Here is a 16,845-nt window from a genome sequence, read left to right as displayed (position 1 = left end):
TGGAACGCTTTTTGATTTATTAGTTTTTGGAAAAAATAAAAACCATTTCAAATAAAATATTATGAATAGAATTAAGACATTTTTAGGGATTTTAGTTGTGGCTTTTGCCATTTCATGTGAAGGACCTCAAGGACCTCCAGGACTTAATGGATTTGACGGTCTTGATGGACTAGATGGACTAGATGGACAAGACGGCATAAATATTTTAGGTCAAGTTCTAGAAGTTGAGGGTACTTTTGAGGCAGCGAACGACTATTCCATATTCTTCGAGTTTCCTCAAAGTATAGAAGTTTTTGAATCAGATTTAGTTCTGGTATACATTCTCTTTGAACAAACAGATGACCCAGATGGAGGTGACCCGATAGATGTATGGCGACTTTTACCTCAAACCAGAATTCTAGACCAAGGTTTATTACAATACAATTATGATCATACCTTTTTAGATGTTAGCATCTTCTTAGAATCAGATTTTGACTTATCAACTTTACCGGCAGGTGACACTGATAATCAAATATTCAGAATTGCCGTAGTACCTGCAGAATTTGGCACTGACAATGGTGTAGACACATCAAACTTAAACGCTGTTATGAGTGCTCTTGAATTAGACGTTAATAGTATTGACAAAGTAAGTTTAGACTAAAAACTATTAAATTTTGTTAAAAGCCCATTTCAAAAATGAAGTGGGCTTTCTTTTTAGCTTAATTTTGAAAGGATTATGGTTTAATTTCGTCCAATCCAAAAAAATAAGATGGGAAAAAGTATTGCTATTGTGATTTTATCTTTGATGAGTTCTTGCATAGGTATTTCACAAACAGAAAAGAAAGAAGTAAAAAAGGAGGTTGCGGAAAATGTAACCTTTAAAGTTTCCAAAACAGATTCTGAATGGCGTTCAGAACTTACTGACATGGAGTATTATGTGCTCAGAAAAGCGGCTACAGAGAATGCATTTTCGAGTGAATTATTGGAAAATAAAGAAGCAGGCACTTACACATGTGCTGGCTGTGGAACAGCACTCTTTAGAAGTGAAAATAAATACAAATCAGGAACTGGCTGGCCTTCATTTGACCAAGAAATAGCAGGAAGCATAGGTTTTGATACCGACTACAAAATTGGGTATGCCAGAACTGAAGAACACTGTGCAAATTGCGGTGGACATTTAGGACATGTATTTAATGATGGGCCTAGTGCCACTACTGGCAAAAGACATTGCATCAATGGGGCTGCTTTGAACTTCGTTCCAGACGAAGGATAAAAATCAAAAGATAAATGAGTAAGTACGGAGTAAATAAAACCGAAGAAGAATGGAGAAACGAACTTTCTCCTGAAGAATATTATGTATTGCGTCAAAAAGGTACCGAAAGACCTCATACAGGCGAATTAAATCTCAATTTTAAAAATGGTGACTACCATTGCAAAGCCTGCAACGCAAAACTATTTGAAAGTGAACACAAATTTGAGAGTGGCTGCGGTTGGCCTTCATTTGATGAAGCCGTTGAAGGCGCAATTGAATATATTAGAGATACTTCACACGGAATGATTAGAACGGAAACAGTTTGTTCTAATTGCGGAAGCCACTTAGGCCATGTCTTTAATGACGGGCCAAGAGAAACTACTGGGCAACGTTATTGTATCAATTCTTTGAGTATTGGCTTTGACCCAAAAGACAATAAGTAGACCTTTTGTTATAAAATTTCTAAAACTCAAATGAACTTGCTATTGAGGTTTGGAATATGCTATATGAATTCCGTATTTTTGCACCCTCTCACAACTAAGTGAGTTTCCATTTTTAACAACTAAAATTTAGGTTAATGAGCAAGTTTGATATTATCGTTTTAGGTAGTGGACCTGGTGGTTATGTTACGGCTATTAGAGCATCTCAATTAGGATTTAAAACCGCGATTGTCGAAAAAGAAAATCTAGGTGGTGTATGCTTGAATTGGGGTTGTATTCCAACCAAAGCCTTATTAAAATCTGCCCAAGTTTTTGAATACTTAAAACATGCTGAGGATTATGGCTTGAGTGCTAAAAAAGTGGAACACGATTTTGACGCAGTAGTTAAGAGAAGTCGTGGTGTAGCTGATGGAATGAGCAAAGGTGTTCAATTCTTGATGAAAAAGAACAAAATAGAAGTGTTGAATGGTTTTGGTCGCATTATGCCTGGTAAAAAAGTTTTAGTCAAAGGTGAACATGGAGAACCAACTGAGTTTAGTGCTGATCACATTATAATTGCCACTGGCGCCCGAAGTCGTGAATTACCTAGTTTACCTCAAGATGGTAAAAAAGTGATTGGTTACAGAGAGGCCATGACCCTAGATAAACAACCAAAAAAGATGATTGTGGTAGGTAGTGGTGCAATCGGTATTGAATTTGCGTATTTCTACAATAGTATGGGTACTGAAGTTACTGTAGTAGAATATCTTCCTAACATTGTTCCAGTTGAAGACGAAGACATTTCAAAACAATTAGAAAGAAGCTTCAAAAAAACAGGAATAAAAATTAAAACCTCAGCCGAAGTCACTAATGTAGATACTTCAGGCGATGGTGTAAGAGCAACTGTCAAAACTGCAAAAGGAGAAGAAGTTCTTGAAGCTGATATTGTACTTTCTGCAGTAGGTATAAAAACTAATATTGAAAATATAGGTTTAGAAGATGTAGGTGTGGCAACTGATAGAGATAAAATTCTCGTTAACGATTATTATCAAACTAATATTCCAGGCTATTATGCTATTGGTGATGTTACTCCTGGGCAAGCTTTAGCACATGTAGCTTCTGCGGAGGGAATTCTTTGTGTCGAAAAAATTGCTGGAATGCATGTTGAAGCTCTAGATTATGGAAATATTCCTGGTTGTACATATTGTTCCCCTGAAATCGCATCTGTTGGATTAACTGAAAAGCAAGCAAAAGAAAAAGGTTTAGATATTAAAGTTGGTAAATTTCCATTTTCAGCAAGTGGTAAAGCAAAAGCATCCGGTACTTCTGATGGCTTTGTCAAAGTAATTTTTGATGCAAAATATGGTGAATGGTTAGGATGTCATATGATTGGCGCTGGAGTCACTGATATGATTGCAGAGGCTGTTGTGGCTAGAAAATTGGAAACAACTGGGCATGAAGTATTAAAAGCAGTACACCCACATCCAACGATGAGCGAAGCTGTTATGGAAGCTGTTGCCGCAGCTTACGATGAAGTAATTCACTTATAAAAAAACAAATTTGCTAAAACTATTTAGAGCTACGGCTATTCTTGAAGGAATCTCCTATTTATTGCTTTTTGGTCTAACGATGCCGCTCAAATATTGGGCAGAAATAGGTGAACCTAACAAAGTTGTAGGCTATGCGCATGGCATATTATTTATCGCTTATATAATCATTGCTTTTGTTTTCTGGTTGCTCAAAAAATGGAGTATTAAGAGACTTTTTATATTGATAATAGCCTCTTTGTTGCCATTTGCAACTTTCTATATAGAAAAAAAATATTTGAGAATAGCCTAGTCGGTCGTTTCCACAAACTTATAAATAGCACCATCAAAGGCGCATACATAAAGTTCATTCGAATTATCTGTCCCGAAGGAAGAAATGCTAAGTCTTGACTCCAAAATCAGTTCATTTTGACCTTCATTTTCGGAAAGTGCCCAAATACGTCCACTAACAAAATCACCGTATACATACTTTCCATCTAAAAGGCTTATATCATTTCCCCTATAAACATAACCTCCAGTAATGGAACGGTCGCCATTGCTCTGGTCATATTCAAAAATTGGAGCTGTTAAACCCGTAGCATCACAATCGCCAGAAAAGCAAGAAGTACCTTCAAATAATTTCCAACCGTAATTACCTCCATTTACAACTACATCAATTTCTTCTATTTCATTTTGCCCAACATCAGCCGTCCAAAGTGTTCCTGTTTCAATATCAAAACTCATACGCCAAGGATTACGAAAACCATATGCATAAATTTCATCTCTTGAATTTACATCATTGATAAAAGGGTTATCACCTGGGATACCATAATTTAAGCCTCCACTAGGGTTGTCTACATCTATTCTTAAAATATTCCCAAGAAGGTTAGCCCGATTCTGCGAATTATTTTGTGGGTCACCACCCCCACCGCCATCACCACTAGCAATATATAAGTGACCATCAGGTCCGAAAGCTATTTGACCTCCATTGTGATTGGTCTCAGGTTGCGGTATTTCAATAATTACTAATTCGCTATTGACATCAGCTAAATTAGGATCAGCTGAAACAGTAAATCTAGAAATCACAGATAAGTCTTCCGTGGGGGTATAACATAAATAAAAATAGCCGTTTGATTCATAATTTGGGTGAAACGCCATACCTAAAAAACCTTGCTCGCTCGTAGTATTTATACTATTACTTAAATCAATAAAAGTAGAAGATTCAGTAGAAGAATCATTATTATCAAACACTTGTATTCGTCCTCCTTTTTCAACAACAAAAATCCGATTAGTACCGTCATTAGGAGATTGCAAATCTAGAGGTTGACTAAATGAAAGATTTGGAAAGGCATTGACTAAAGAAACGGACACATTTTCATTCGGTTGTTCATCATTGGTCTCGTCAATAAGTTCAAAATTAGATGCTTCTGAATCGCAAGAAACTATAGATACAAGAAATAATGCTAAAAGCAATTTTAAAATTTTCATAGAAGTGGGGTTTATTTATATACGCACGAATAAACCCAAATGGACTTTATCTTCTAAAAACTATGTATCGCCAGATCGTAGCTCTGCAAACCAAATCCTAAAATAACACCTTTAGCTCCAGCAGAAATATAAGATTGGTGTCTAAAATCTTCCCTTTTAAAAGTATTAGATATATGTACTTCTATCACTGGTGATTCAATTGCTTTAACCGCATCACCAATTCCAACAGAAGTATGAGTATATGCTGCTGCATTAAGAATAACACCATCATACGAAAAGCCAACCTCTTGAAGCTTATCAATAATTTCCCCTTCAATATTTGACTGAAAATAGTCTAAATCAATGTCTTTATACTTATTTTGAAGTTGTTTAAAGTATTCTTCAAAAGTGGTACTACCGTATACTTCAGGTTCTCGTTTACCTAGTAAATTTAGGTTTGGTCCGTTTATGATAATAAGTTTCATTTTATAAAAGTAGCAATAAAATTAGGGCATAAAAAAACAGAGACATAATTGCCTCTGTTTAATCAATATATTGTTTTCTTTACTCGATAACGTAACGAATACCGATACCAAAAGCTCCAATTTCATTACTTAAATCACCGAACCCTATAAATGGTCTCCAGTCGAATGAAACAGCCAAAGGTGCTCCGTTAATTTTATAATCAAGACCTGCAGTTGGCCTAAGAGCAATCTCTGTTCCTAGTCCACTACTTAAAAATAATATAGAGGGACCTGCTCCTGCAAACCATTGCAAACCTTCGGCACCTTCAAAATTACTATGATATTCATACAAACCAGTAATTGCAGTTAGACCAGATTCAAACATAATCTCTGCTTGCACTGCATTTTGTTCAGAAAAGAAGTATTTCCCACTAGGGCCCACTAAAGTGGCACCAGAAAATAAATCTAAACCTAAACCAGCTGCGGCAGTGTAATTTTGGGCATTCATTAATGCCGAAAAAAGAACTACTAATAATCCTGTGATAAATAATTTTTTCATAATGATTGTTTTTAGTGTTAAAACAAATATACAAATGCCGAGTTTAGTTTTATAGAAAAATTAACAAACTAGACAAGTTGTTCTAAAACAAAAACAATACACCCAATAGGACATTAGAAAAAGAACCTTCATTGTTAATAGTCGAATAAGATATATTCAATTCGGTCGTACCATTAATTTCAACTCCGACCATTGGTCGATAATAAAATCCGCCTTCATTCCCCGGGTCAACTCCTAATGCATAGCCAATATCACCACCGAGTTTAAAACCATATGAAGGATAAACTCTTAATGCAGTTGCAAAAGGTATAAATTGGGCATTATAAAACTGAGTATCAAGAGTAAGCCCGTCAACATCTAAAGTGTCTCGTTCTCCAAAAGCATTTAAGAAACCTGTAGCTATACCTAAATCAATCTCTCTAGAGAGTCCCCAAACATGTAACACATCTAAACCTAAAGTAAAACTATAAAAATCTGATGCATCGCCCACAACGGCTCCAGCATTGATACCTATTCGTAAATTGGTTCTATCCACTTGAGAATGAAGAGTTAGGACAAATGAGAAAATAAAAATGAAAGAAATGATGAATTTCATAATAACGATTGTTTGGTTGCACAAACATAAACTCTTGATAACCAAGTCTTCATTCTAAGTTGTGTTTTATAAAAAACTTGTTGTCAAACCATTGAAATACATTATTTATTCTTTAAAAGGTTGCACTATATTTACCATATCATGTGGGATAAAAAACTTGAAGACTATAAACACTACTTAAAAATTGAAAGAGGTCTTTCAGAAAATTCTATTAAAAACTATGCGCTTGATATTCAAAAATTAATCAACTTTTTGAATAATTTAGAAAGCATTGAGAGCCCTTTAAAAATTAAAAAAGGACTGCTTCAACAATTCGTTTATGAATTACCCAGAACAGTTAACCCTCGCTCTCAAGCCAGAATTATTTCGGGACTAAAAGGTTTTTTTAACTATCTGATTTTTGAAGATTATAGAAGTGATAATCCCATGGATTTGATCGAATCTCCAAAAATTGGACGTAAACTTCCTGATACACTTTCAACTGATGAAATCAATCAACTAATAGCTGCAATAGATCTTTCAAAATCAGAAGGAGAACGCAATCGAGCAATGCTTGAAACGCTTTATGGATGTGGTTTACGCGTTTCTGAATTATTGAATTTAAAACTCTCTGATCTTTACTTTGATGAAGATTTTATAAAAGTTACAGGGAAAGGCAATAAACAACGTTTTGTGCCAATAAGTAAGGTTAATAAAAAATATATTACTATTTATAGAAAAGAGGTCAGAGTCCATCAAAAGATTGAAGTAGGTCATGAAGATTTCCTTTTTTTGAACCGAAGAGGTAAACAATTAACACGGGCTATGATCTTTACCATAGTTAAAAATTTAGCTACGGTTATTCATCTTAAAAAAAACATAAGTCCACATACCTTTAGACATTCCTTTGCTACACATTTACTTGAAAATGGGGCCGACTTAAGAGCAATACAACAAATGCTAGGTCATGAAAGTATTACAACTACTGAAGTATATATGCATGTAAATAGAAAGCACCTGGCAAAAGTATTGAATGAGTTTCACCCTAGAAATGAAGTATAAAAAGTCTATCGTTTAAGAATTTACCTGGTACTTTTTTTTAAAAGGGCGAATTATAAGACGAGCTTCTCTATCAAACTTGATATAATTGTAAACCCAATTAATAAAGACCACTACTCTATTTCGAAATCCTATTAAAAAGTAAAGGTGAACAAACATCCAAATAAACCAAGCAAATACGCCTTGGAACTTAAATTTCGGCAAATCGGCCACCGCTTTATTTCTGCCAACGGTTGCCATACTGCCTTTATCATTGTATGTAAAAGGAATCATAGCCTTTTCTTCAGTGATGCGAACAAGGTTTTTTCCCAAATGATGACCTTGTTGTAAGGCTGGTTGCGCCATCATCGGGTGGCCATATGGGTATTCTTCTGATTCCATCTGAGCTACATCACCAATAGCAAATATATGTTCAAAACTACCTACTTGATTAAATTCATTTACACGTAAACGATTACCTCGACAGAGATAATCTTTTGCATCAAGCCCTTTAATCCCAACGGCTTTTACTCCAGCAGCCCAGACTAAAGTCGCTGTTTCAAAAATGGTTTCAGTGTTGGTTTTAGCAATATTACCATCGTAATCTGATACCCTAAGATTCTTCCATACATTTACTCCAAGACTTTCTAAAAATTGTTCTGCTTTTTCTGAAGCCTTTATGCTCATTGCTGGTAAAATTCGATCACTACCTTGTACCAAATTTATTTGGGCACGTCTTGTATCTAAATCGGGATAATCTTTAGGTAAAATACCCTTCTTAATTTCTGCTAAAGCTCCTGCCAGTTCAACACCAGTAGGACCGCCACCTACAATCACAAAATTCATTAAGGCCTCTCTTTCGTGTAAATCATCTGTCAATAGGGCCTGCTCAAAATTTTCTAATATCAAACTCCTCAAATTCAATGATTGCGGAATTGATTTCATGGCCATACTGTTTTTAGCAATAGCCTTATTACCAAAAAAATTAGTAGTTGAACCCGTAGCAACTACCAAATAATCGAATTTTAAAGAACCAATTGAAGTATCAACACAATTAATATTAGTATCAATTTTATTAACCTCAGTTAGTCTAAAATAAGTATTCGGATAGCCTTGTAAAACCTTACGGATAGGGTATGCTATGGAATCAGGTTCTAGTCCACCTGTTGATACCTGATATAATAAAGGTTGAAAAGTGTGGTAATTGTGCTTATCTAATAGGACTACTTGAAATTCTTTATGGCTCAGTTTTTTTGCTAAAGAAATACCGCCAAAACCACCACCAATAATAACGACTCTAGGGAAACTTGACTGCGGAATATTCATATAAAATAAATCAGATGTAAAGTTACAAATAAGCGCTTTGCTTATCTTTAATTTCTCTAGTTGATTTTAGTATATTTATGACTTACAACCAATCTAAATAAACATGAAAAATCTCTTTAGCATTTTAGCAGTTTCATTTTTCTTTTTTTCCAATTTAAACGCACAAAAAACTAAGAAATCCGTTTTACAAAAGCTGGATTCTCAAAGTGAAAAATTTAGTGATATCGCTATGGAAATATGGGGATTAGCAGAAATGGGATATCAAGAAGAAAAGAGTTCGGCTTTGCTTCAAAAAACCTTATCCGATGAAGGCTTCACAGTAAAAAGCGGAATTGCAAATATACCTACCGCCTTTGTTGCTGAATATGGTTCTGGAGGGCCAGTAATTGCTATTTTAGGAGAGTTTGATGCGCTACCTGGGCTTTCGCAGCAGGCGATTCCAGAAAAAAAATCTGCAGATGGTGTGGCAGGTCATGCTTGTGGACATCATTTGTTTGGAACAGCTTCAACAGCAGCCGCTATCTCAGTTAAGAATTGGTTAAAAAAAAATAAAATTGCTGGTACAATTCGTTTTTACGGATGCCCAGCGGAAGAAGGTGGAGGAGCAAAAGTCTATATGTCTCGTGAGGGTGTTTTTGATGATGTAGATATTGCTTTACATTGGCATCCAAGTTCACAAAATGCAGCTAGTGCAGCAGCAGCTCTAGCAAATATTTCAGCTAAATTTCGCTTTTATGGGGTTTCTGCTCATGCAGCTGGAGCACCAGAGATGGGACGATCTTCCTTAGATGGAGTTGAGGCAATGAACGCTATGGTAAATATGATGCGGGAACACGTTCCACAAGAAGCAAGAATACATTATGTAATAACTGATGGCGGTAAAGCACCTAATGTAGTGCCTGATTTTGCTGAAGTATATTATTATGCTCGTCATAATAGACGTGATGTTGTTAGAAATATTTTTAATCGAATCGTGAAAGCAGGAGAAGGAGCTGCCTTGGGAACAGGAACTAAGATGGAATACGAGTTAGTAAATGGGGTTCATGAACTCTTGCCAAATTTGACTTTACAAAAATTAGTTCACGATAATTTATCAAATATTGGCGGTGTTTCTTACTCTGAAGAAGAAAAAGCCTTTGCAGATAAAATAGCAATAAGTCTTGGACAAGAATCTGCAAATACTGAAAGAGCCATGACTGTTCAACCCTTTAAAGAAACCGCTCGCGCTTACGGTTCAACAGATGTTGGTGACGTGAGTTTTGTGGTGCCCACAGTAGGCTTTGGCACTGCAACTTGGGTTCCTGGAACATCTGCTCATAGCTGGCAAGCAGTAGCTGCTGGAGGAACTTCAATCGGAAAAAAAGGTATGATGGTAGCGGCAAAAACATTAACAGCTACTGCAATGGACCTTTTTAGTAATCAAGAGTTGATTGCTAAAGCAAAAATAGAATTTGAAGAAAGAAGAGGTTCTGATTTTGTTTACAAACCATTACTTGGTGATAGACCACCTGCATTAGATTATAGAAAATAGTTGTTTTGTTATAAATAGAAAAAACAAACCTAAGTAGGGATCCACTTAATTTTTCAAAGTTAAAGTGTAACAAAACCCATACATCTACTACTTATTATAAAAAGTAACTACCAACCAATTAGTGAATAAAGAACTTGAACACAAATTCGTTACTGAACTTGAGAGCAATCAAAATATTGTTCACAAGGTCTGTAGTCTTTACACTAATGACAAAGATTCTCATAATGATTTGTTTCAAGAAATAACCATTCAATTATGGAAGGCATATCCAAAATTTAGAGGAGATGCCAAATTTAGTACTTGGATGTATAGAGTCGCACTTAATACGGCTATTACTCTGTACCGCAAATCAAAGAGAAGAATAAGAACTCAAGATTATGACTCGGTAATTTTTAAAATAAAGGCCGACGAATATGATGATACACAAGAACGCCAGCTGAAATTAATGTATGATGCGGTCAAACAATTAGGCGATATTGACAAGGCACTTGTGTTTTTATATTTAGAAGATAAAGACTATTCTGAAATCTCGGAAACTTTAGGTATTTCTGAAGTAAATGCTAGGGTGAAAATGAATAGAATTAAGAATAAACTAAGAACCATACTAAACCCATAAGGTTATGATGGATGAACTAGAATTACTAAAAAAAGACTGGCAAAAGCAAGAGGCTTCGCTTCCAAAGCTTACTTATGACCAGATATATAAAATGATTTGGAAGAAATCTTCTTCTATTGTTAAATGGATTTTTTATATCAGTATCATTGAATTTGTTTTTTGGATAGCCATATCCCTAGTACCTATTAAAAATGAGGAATTGAATGGTAAAGGTGCTCAATTGACAAAGATCACAGATTGGACTATTGATATAATTTTTTATGTCGTTATCATCTACTTTATTTATAGATTCTATCTTAACTATAAGAAAATCTCAGCAACAGATTCCGCTAGAGATTTGATGAAAAAAATTATTAAAACCAGAAAAACAGTGATGCAATATGTCTGGTTTAACCTTGGCCTATTTGCGGTAACAATGATTGTAGTGTTATTAGAGGTTTTAATATTTAATCCACCCATGGAATTGACTGAAAGAATTTCGTCCGCAGACTCTACTCTAATTGCTTGGTTATTATTGGGGATTGTATTTGCCGCTGCAATTGTATTTTTCGGACTATTACTTTGGCTATTCTATAGACTACTTTATGGAATATTACTAAAACGATTGAATGTTAATTATAGAGAACTAAAAAAGCTTGAAGTTTAGTTTTTCTCTTTATGACTATAACGTCTTTTTTGATGGTCAGCTTCATAAGCTGCTAGTTCTGATTCCGGAATAACATGTAAAAAAGAAGGATGTTGTTCAATAGCATATTCTAATTTTTCAGTAATCTGCTCAATTGTTTCATTTTCATAATCAATTTCTAGGGGCTCTTTTATTTGCATAGATTGTAAAATCCCCTTTTTCTTAATATACAGTCCTTTTTTATCAAAAGACCTTCTAAATCCATCTATGACCACTGGCACAACAATAGGCTTATATTTTTTTATAATATGGGCAGTACCTTTTCTTATTGGTTTCCAAGGTTTTGTAGTGCCTTGCGGAAAGGTAATTACCCAGCCATCTTCTATTGCTATACCTATGTTTGAAATATCGCTAAACTTTACTTTTCTATTTACATTTTCACCATCTGCACGCCAAGTACGTTCAATACTAATTGATCCTGCGTAGGCCAAAATTTTAGTCAAAAGACTTTTACCCATGGTCTCTGCAGCCGCTACATAATAGAAATTAAGCTTAGGGTTCCATAAATATGCAACGTTTTTGATATTATCATCACGCCCCTTAAGGCTAGCATTAAAAACATGAAACATTGCCACCACATCTGCAAAATATGTCTGGTGGTTACTAACAAATAAAACCTTTTGTTCTGGTAAGCTTCTTATGATTTCTGAACCTTCAATTTGTAGGGTATTAAATTGTTTATATCGATTATGGGTCATAATACCCAAAATGCGAATAAGCCACTTTTTTAAAAATAAAATATGACCAAAAGGATTCTTTTTAAATATACCCATGTGTTAATTTGACTTGGCTAATTTAGAAAAATACAGCTAAAGCACTTTATTTAAAAGGTCTTTGATTTCATTTAACATCATGGCAGTTGCTCCCCAAACCGTATAACCGTTTAATTTAAAGGCAGGTACAAGGATATCTTTGGCATAAGAGGTTGATAATTGTTGTTCAATTTTATTCTTGTTATTTAAAAAATCAGTCAATTTAACCTCAACTAAGGCCTCAACCTCTTCTTCCTGAATTTTAAAAGGTTTTGGTTTTGGGTAAAAACCAATATACGATTGAACGAGAAAATTACTTGGCGGAATATACACTTGAGTTAACTTTTTTACCACCTCAACATCATTTTCTAATACGCCAACTTCCTCATAAGTTTCTCTTAGTGCGGTATGAATTAAGTCTCTATCTTCCTTTTCAACTTTACCTCCTGGAAAACCAATTTGATTAGAATGTACCCCTTGATAGGTTTTTCTAAGTATTAATAATAATTGTGTCTCATTAGAGCTATTAGGGTAAAATAGAGCCATCACTGCAGCTTCTTTAGGTTTTCTATCTTCAAACCTTTCTTTTTCCCTCCACTTTCTTCTAACAGCCGGTTCCATTTTATAATGAGATTCATGACCAGGCAAGGGTAGTTTTTTTATTTTTATAAGCTGTTTGCAAAAATCATCAAAATTCATGTTGAGACTTTCTATTTCGTTTATAACAATTATAACACTATTTTTTTTCACTGCTTGTGGAAACAACTCCAACGTAAAAAAAACAAATAAAAAAGTTAGTAATTCTAAAAGCAAGGAGATAGATTCTGCTGTTACGTTAATTGAAAGTTCAGAAGAGATTGAAAATGAATTTGTACTAACTGAAGAAAACGCAATTGATTTTTTCTTTGAATATGCGAAAGAGGTTAAAGAGACTAAAGCCAAATTAACTACTAGTCTTGGAAGCTTTACTATAGAATTATATGATAATGTTCCATATCATAAAGGCAACTTTATCTATTTAATCAAAGAAGGCTATTTTGACAATACTCAATTTCATAGAATTGTTGGCGATTTTATAATTCAAGGTGGAAACTCAGATGATAAGCAAACTAGTCGAAAACGGCGTAAAATAGGTCGTTATCTACTCCCACCAGATACCAGAAAAGGAAATAAGCATCATAGAGGCACTATTTCTATGCCTAGCAGTGAACGTGACAATCCGCATAAATTGGCCTCACCATATGAATTTTTCATTGTGGTCACGAAACCTGGATCATACCATTTAGATGGTAGCTATACACCTTTTGGTAGAGTGATTGAAGGAATGGATGTTGTAGATAAAATTAACCAAGTTGACGTAGATGATGGCGATTGGCCAATGCGGAATATTTATATTTTAAAAGCCGAGGTTTTTTAATTGTTATGAAAACATCTCTTTTATTCTGCAAAGTCTAAACTTTAACTTCTATAGATATTAGGCAATCTAATATTAAATTTTACCGCAATAATTCTTAGCGCAATAACTATCAAAATAGCTATGACAAAAGCATAGTTAGGCGCAATTGGTAATTGATTTAAAATAAAGTAACTGGCGCCACCAATAATACAAGCAGTTGCATAGATTTCTTTTCTAAAAATAACTGGAATTTCATTACATAAAATATCTCTAATAACTCCACCAAAACTTGCTGTTATTGTGCCTAAAGCAATACACATCAAAGGAGAAAGACCCGCATCTAAGCCCTTTTCTATGCCAACTAAGGTGTAGAGTCCAATACCAATGGTATCAAATAAAAACAACGATTTGCGCAAATATTTCAGCTGTTTTACAAATAGGATCGCAAGAATAACAGTAATGATGATAGTTATCATATATACTGAGTCCCTCATCCAAACAACAGGGGTATTTCCGATTAAGAGGTCTCTCAACGTACCACCGCCTATAGCAGTTACAAACGCAATAATAAGTACGCCAAAAAAATCTAACTTTTTTTCCATTGCAACCAAGACACCAGAAATAGCAAAAGCTATCGTTCCTAAAATATCAACTGTAAAATAGAACATTAACTATAATTTTTGGGTGTAATAATTATAGTCTTTTATTACCTTATCAACAAACTCAACTGGTGTCATTGTCGTACTAATTTCTGTCACCTCTTTTATTCTTTTGTCCAAAGACAAAATAACATTATGATGACCGTTTCTGCGTGCTTTATCAAATAATTGTTTAATTGTTTGCATTTCACGGTCTTCAAAAACAGTAACTTGTGCAAATGTAGGTATGTAATCTAAAGGTATTTCGCGTAAAAGAGTATCTCTTAATGAAACTCTTTGTTTTTCACTTATTACTGTGGTACCTGAAGCAATATCACCTATACGCTGTCCATTACCTCTTATTAAAATTGTAAGAACCGCACCACCTCCTGAGGTAAGAACAACATCAATTATTCTTAGCATCCAACGAATAAAATAATTGCCAAAATTAGGTTTAGATCCGTCTAATTTGACAACCCTTAACTTCATCAATCCTTTTCCGATAGTTTTTCCATCAGTAAAAGTCTCTAAAAGAACATAGTATAGAAATGCGGGTAAACTAACCACTAAATAAAGCGCCCATAAATCTCCAAAGTCAATCTCAAGAGAAACCAAAAGTAAAATCATAAGCAAGGTATAGGCACCAATTACAAAGCTATCAATCAAATATGCGAGCATACGTTCACCCAAATTAGATGTGTTTTGGGTTATGCTTATATTTTGAGCAGTTTCTATTTGAAATTGGTTCATATTTTAGTTTCTTTACAAGTAAACGCGCAAATTTAATGCGAGAGGCAGCTTTTGTAAAACAAAATAAGGACAAATGGGTCACTTTCGAAAATGCCCTTAATGGTCAAGGGCAATTAGAACCAGATGAACTTTCTAGTCTTTATATTGAAATTACTGACCATTTAAGCTATGCCAAAACTTTTTATGAAGGCAGTAACACTCAATTTTATTTAAACTCGCTTGCTTCAAAAGCACATCAAAAAATTTATAAGACTAAACGCGAATCAAAGAACCGTATTGTAAGTTTTTGGAAAACAGAGTTTCCTCTCATGTTTTTTCAGCATCGTAAAGAACTACTTATTGCTTTTTTAGTTTTTACTTTTTTTACCATTGTCGGAGCTTTCTCTTCTGCTAATGAAGGTGATTTTGTTCGGTCAATCTTGGGCGATGGTTATGTAAATATGACTCTTGAGAACATTGAAAACAATGACCCGATGGCGGTTTATAAACAGCAAGGCGAATTTAATATGTTTTTAGGGATAACTATAAACAATATAAAAGTGGCTGTTTTTGCTTTTGCCTTTGGAATATTTCTTGGGGTAGGCACTTTGTTTATAATGCTTAGAAACGGTATTATGTTAGGTAGTTTTCAGTACTTCTTTTATGATAAAGGTTTACTTTGGGAATCTGTGAGAACAATTTGGATACATGGCACTATAGAAATCTCAGTAATAATAATTGCGGGTTGTGCAGGATTGGTTTTAGCAAATGGAATTCTTTTTCCTTGCACTTATTCCCGATTAGAATCATTTAAAAGAGGTGTAAAAAATGGTTTGAAAATTATGGTAAGTACAATTCCATTTTTCATAATCGCTGGTTTTTTAGAAGGCTTTGTAACTAGACATACCGAAATGCCAGATTGGTTAGCCATTCTAATCATTTTAAGCTCCTTAAGTTTAATCGTATTTTATTACATCATATATCCATATCAACTAAACAAAAAACCATTATATGCAAACAGTTAATTATATAGAATTTAAAAAACAGCGAGAACTAGGTGAAATTCTTTCTGATACCTTTGCCTTCATTAGAAGTGAATTCAAACCATTTTTTGGAACACTATTAAAGATAGTTGGTCCATACATTTTAATAATGTTGATTTCTTCAGGCTTTTATATATACACAGTAGGAGATATCATGAATATTACTACCCTTCAAGCTGATAATCAAATTTTTTCACCAATAATTATGATTCTCGCTGGTCTAGCTTTGTTTGTTAGTTCAATCATGGCCTATGTTGTTTCACACGGTACGGTTTTATGTTACATCAGGTCTTATACTGAAAACAAAGGCAAGATTTTTTTTGAGGATATTAAAAAAGGAGTTTATGCTAACTTTTGGTCTTTAATAGGACTAGGATTTTTAGTTGGGCTCTCTATTATGGCAGGTATTATTTTTTGTTTAATTCCTGGTATCTATTTAGGCGTTTGCTTATCTGTTTCCTTTGCAATTTTAATTTTTCAGAAAAAAAACGTCTCGGATGCCTACTCCGAGAGTTTTAGCTTAGTAAAAGAAAACTGGTGGATAACCTTTGCTACATTATTTGTAATTTATATTATCATATACATTGCAAGTTTAGCATTTAGTTTACCCACAATCATTTATACATGGGCAAAGATGGGTATTTTTTCAGGGGAAGTAGACGCGGAAAACATGAATATTTTTTCTGACCCTATTTATTTGATTTTAAATTTAATAAGTCAGATTATACAATTTTTAATGAACATTATTTTATTAGTTTCAATAACATTTATTTATTTCAATTTAAACGAGAGGAAGAATTTTACTGGCACTTTTGAAACAATTGAAAATTTGGGTAAACAAACCAACTAAT

Annotated in this window: 21 protein-coding genes; 12 read left to right on the top strand and 9 right to left on the bottom strand. The window is 34.2% G+C overall.

The annotated features are described in order from the left end of the window. Positions 1 to 61 precede the first annotated feature (61 nt). The 5 genes from RM542_RS13625 (at position 62) to RM542_RS13605 (ending at position 3,489) form a co-directional block, all read left to right on the top strand. Entirely contained in the window at positions 62 to 640 is a 579-nt protein-coding gene (locus tag RM542_RS13625) for a collagen-like protein (protein ID WP_311386303.1), read from the top strand. A gap of 108 nt (positions 641 to 748) precedes the next feature. After that, positions 749 to 1,252, top strand: coding sequence for a peptide-methionine (R)-S-oxide reductase MsrB (msrB, locus tag RM542_RS13620; protein ID WP_311386302.1), 504 nt, complete (start codon positions 749 to 751; stop codon positions 1,250 to 1,252). 14 nt (positions 1,253 to 1,266) lie between these two features. After that, positions 1,267 to 1,674: a peptide-methionine (R)-S-oxide reductase MsrB gene (gene msrB, locus RM542_RS13615; RefSeq protein WP_311386301.1), complete on the top strand. Its 408-nt coding sequence runs from the start codon at positions 1,267 to 1,269 to the stop codon at positions 1,672 to 1,674. Positions 1,675 to 1,808: 134 nt separating this feature from the next. After that, positions 1,809 to 3,200 (top strand): dihydrolipoyl dehydrogenase, encoded by a 1,392-nt coding sequence (lpdA, locus tag RM542_RS13610; protein WP_311386300.1) that lies wholly within the window; start codon positions 1,809 to 1,811, stop codon positions 3,198 to 3,200. Between the two features lie 10 nt (positions 3,201 to 3,210). Next, positions 3,211 to 3,489 (top strand): DUF3817 domain-containing protein, encoded by a 279-nt coding sequence (locus RM542_RS13605; protein ID WP_311386299.1) that lies wholly within the window; start codon positions 3,211 to 3,213, stop codon positions 3,487 to 3,489. Here the strand turns inward: RM542_RS13605 and RM542_RS13600 are convergent. The 4 genes from RM542_RS13600 to RM542_RS13585 form a co-directional block, all read right to left on the bottom strand. Next, positions 3,486 to 4,664: a PQQ-dependent sugar dehydrogenase gene (locus RM542_RS13600; RefSeq protein ID WP_311386298.1), complete on the bottom strand. Its 1,179-nt coding sequence runs from the start codon at positions 4,662 to 4,664 to the stop codon at positions 3,486 to 3,488. The two genes, RM542_RS13605 and RM542_RS13600, sit on opposite strands and share 4 nt — an antisense overlap. A 53-nt stretch (positions 4,665 to 4,717) precedes the next feature. Next, positions 4,718 to 5,128 carry a type II 3-dehydroquinate dehydratase gene (gene aroQ / locus RM542_RS13595; protein ID WP_311386297.1) on the bottom strand — a complete coding sequence of 137 codons (411 nt, stop codon included), beginning with the start codon at positions 5,126 to 5,128 and terminating at the stop codon, positions 4,718 to 4,720. 79 nt (positions 5,129 to 5,207) lie between these two features. Further along, positions 5,208 to 5,666, bottom strand: coding sequence for a hypothetical protein (locus RM542_RS13590; protein WP_311386296.1), 459 nt, complete (start codon positions 5,664 to 5,666; stop codon positions 5,208 to 5,210). Positions 5,667 to 5,748: 82 nt separating this feature from the next. Continuing rightward, complete coding sequence (locus tag RM542_RS13585; RefSeq protein ID WP_311386295.1) at positions 5,749 to 6,261, bottom strand: hypothetical protein; 513 nt, start codon at positions 6,259 to 6,261, stop codon at positions 5,749 to 5,751. A gap of 138 nt (positions 6,262 to 6,399) precedes the next feature. On the opposite strand from RM542_RS13585, the gene xerD reads away from it, so the two are divergent. Further along, positions 6,400 to 7,302, top strand: a complete 903-nt coding sequence (xerD, locus tag RM542_RS13580; protein WP_311386401.1) for a site-specific tyrosine recombinase XerD — start codon at positions 6,400 to 6,402, stop codon at positions 7,300 to 7,302. 12 nt (positions 7,303 to 7,314) lie between these two features. Here xerD and RM542_RS13575 read toward each other — a convergent pair whose 3' ends face one another. Then, complete coding sequence (locus RM542_RS13575; RefSeq protein ID WP_311386294.1) at positions 7,315 to 8,604, bottom strand: NAD(P)/FAD-dependent oxidoreductase; 1,290 nt, start codon at positions 8,602 to 8,604, stop codon at positions 7,315 to 7,317. A 103-nt stretch (positions 8,605 to 8,707) separates the two neighbouring features. On the opposite strand from RM542_RS13575, the gene RM542_RS13570 reads away from it, so the two are divergent. From RM542_RS13570 to RM542_RS13560, 3 genes are all read left to right on the top strand, one after another. Then, a complete protein-coding gene (locus tag RM542_RS13570; RefSeq protein WP_311386293.1) occupies positions 8,708 to 10,135 on the top strand; it encodes an amidohydrolase in 1,428 nt (475 codons plus the stop codon). A gap of 121 nt (positions 10,136 to 10,256) precedes the next feature. Continuing rightward, positions 10,257 to 10,751, top strand: coding sequence for a sigma-70 family RNA polymerase sigma factor (locus RM542_RS13565; RefSeq protein WP_311386292.1), 495 nt, complete (start codon positions 10,257 to 10,259; stop codon positions 10,749 to 10,751). Positions 10,752 to 10,758: 7 nt separating this feature from the next. Beyond that, complete coding sequence (locus tag RM542_RS13560; protein ID WP_409220570.1) at positions 10,759 to 11,397, top strand: hypothetical protein; 639 nt, start codon at positions 10,759 to 10,761, stop codon at positions 11,395 to 11,397. On the opposite strand, the gene RM542_RS13555 is transcribed toward RM542_RS13560, so the two are convergent. Further along, the gene (locus RM542_RS13555; protein ID WP_311386290.1) at positions 11,394 to 12,209 is read right to left on the bottom strand and encodes a lysophospholipid acyltransferase family protein; all 816 of its coding nucleotides are present in this window, start codon (positions 12,207 to 12,209) and stop codon (positions 11,394 to 11,396) included. The two genes, RM542_RS13560 and RM542_RS13555, sit on opposite strands and share 4 nt — an antisense overlap. 36 nt (positions 12,210 to 12,245) lie before the next feature. Continuing rightward, entirely contained in the window at positions 12,246 to 12,887 is a 642-nt protein-coding gene (locus RM542_RS13550; protein WP_311386289.1) for a CoA pyrophosphatase, read from the bottom strand. On the opposite strand from RM542_RS13550, the gene RM542_RS13545 reads away from it, so the two are divergent. Further along, positions 12,886 to 13,605, top strand: a complete 720-nt coding sequence (locus tag RM542_RS13545; protein WP_311386288.1) for a peptidylprolyl isomerase — start codon at positions 12,886 to 12,888, stop codon at positions 13,603 to 13,605. The genes RM542_RS13550 and RM542_RS13545 overlap by 2 nt on opposite strands. A gap of 41 nt (positions 13,606 to 13,646) precedes the next feature. Here RM542_RS13545 and RM542_RS13540 read toward each other — a convergent pair whose 3' ends face one another. Together RM542_RS13540 and RM542_RS13535 are read right to left on the bottom strand one after the other, a co-directional pair. Continuing rightward, positions 13,647 to 14,252: a trimeric intracellular cation channel family protein gene (locus tag RM542_RS13540; protein ID WP_311386287.1), complete on the bottom strand. Its 606-nt coding sequence runs from the start codon at positions 14,250 to 14,252 to the stop codon at positions 13,647 to 13,649. A 3-nt stretch (positions 14,253 to 14,255) separates the two neighbouring features. Continuing rightward, entirely contained in the window at positions 14,256 to 14,972 is a 717-nt protein-coding gene (locus tag RM542_RS13535; RefSeq protein WP_311386286.1) for an RDD family protein, read from the bottom strand. 35 nt (positions 14,973 to 15,007) lie between these two features. Here RM542_RS13535 and RM542_RS13530 point away from each other — a divergent pair, with 35 nt between their 5' ends. Next, complete coding sequence (locus RM542_RS13530) at positions 15,008 to 15,976, top strand: stage II sporulation protein M (protein ID WP_311386285.1); 969 nt, start codon at positions 15,008 to 15,010, stop codon at positions 15,974 to 15,976. Beyond that, a complete protein-coding gene (locus tag RM542_RS13525; RefSeq protein WP_311386284.1) occupies positions 15,963 to 16,844 on the top strand; it encodes a hypothetical protein in 882 nt (293 codons plus the stop codon). The genes RM542_RS13530 and RM542_RS13525 overlap by 14 nt, the downstream gene beginning before the upstream one ends. The last annotated feature ends 1 nt before the right edge of the window (position 16,845 follow it).

The organism is Croceitalea sp. P059 (assembly GCF_031846365.1).
Classification (GTDB): Bacteria; Bacteroidota; Bacteroidia; order Flavobacteriales; family Flavobacteriaceae; genus Croceitalea; species Croceitalea vernalis.
This window is presented reverse-complemented; position numbering and strand designations above follow the sequence as displayed.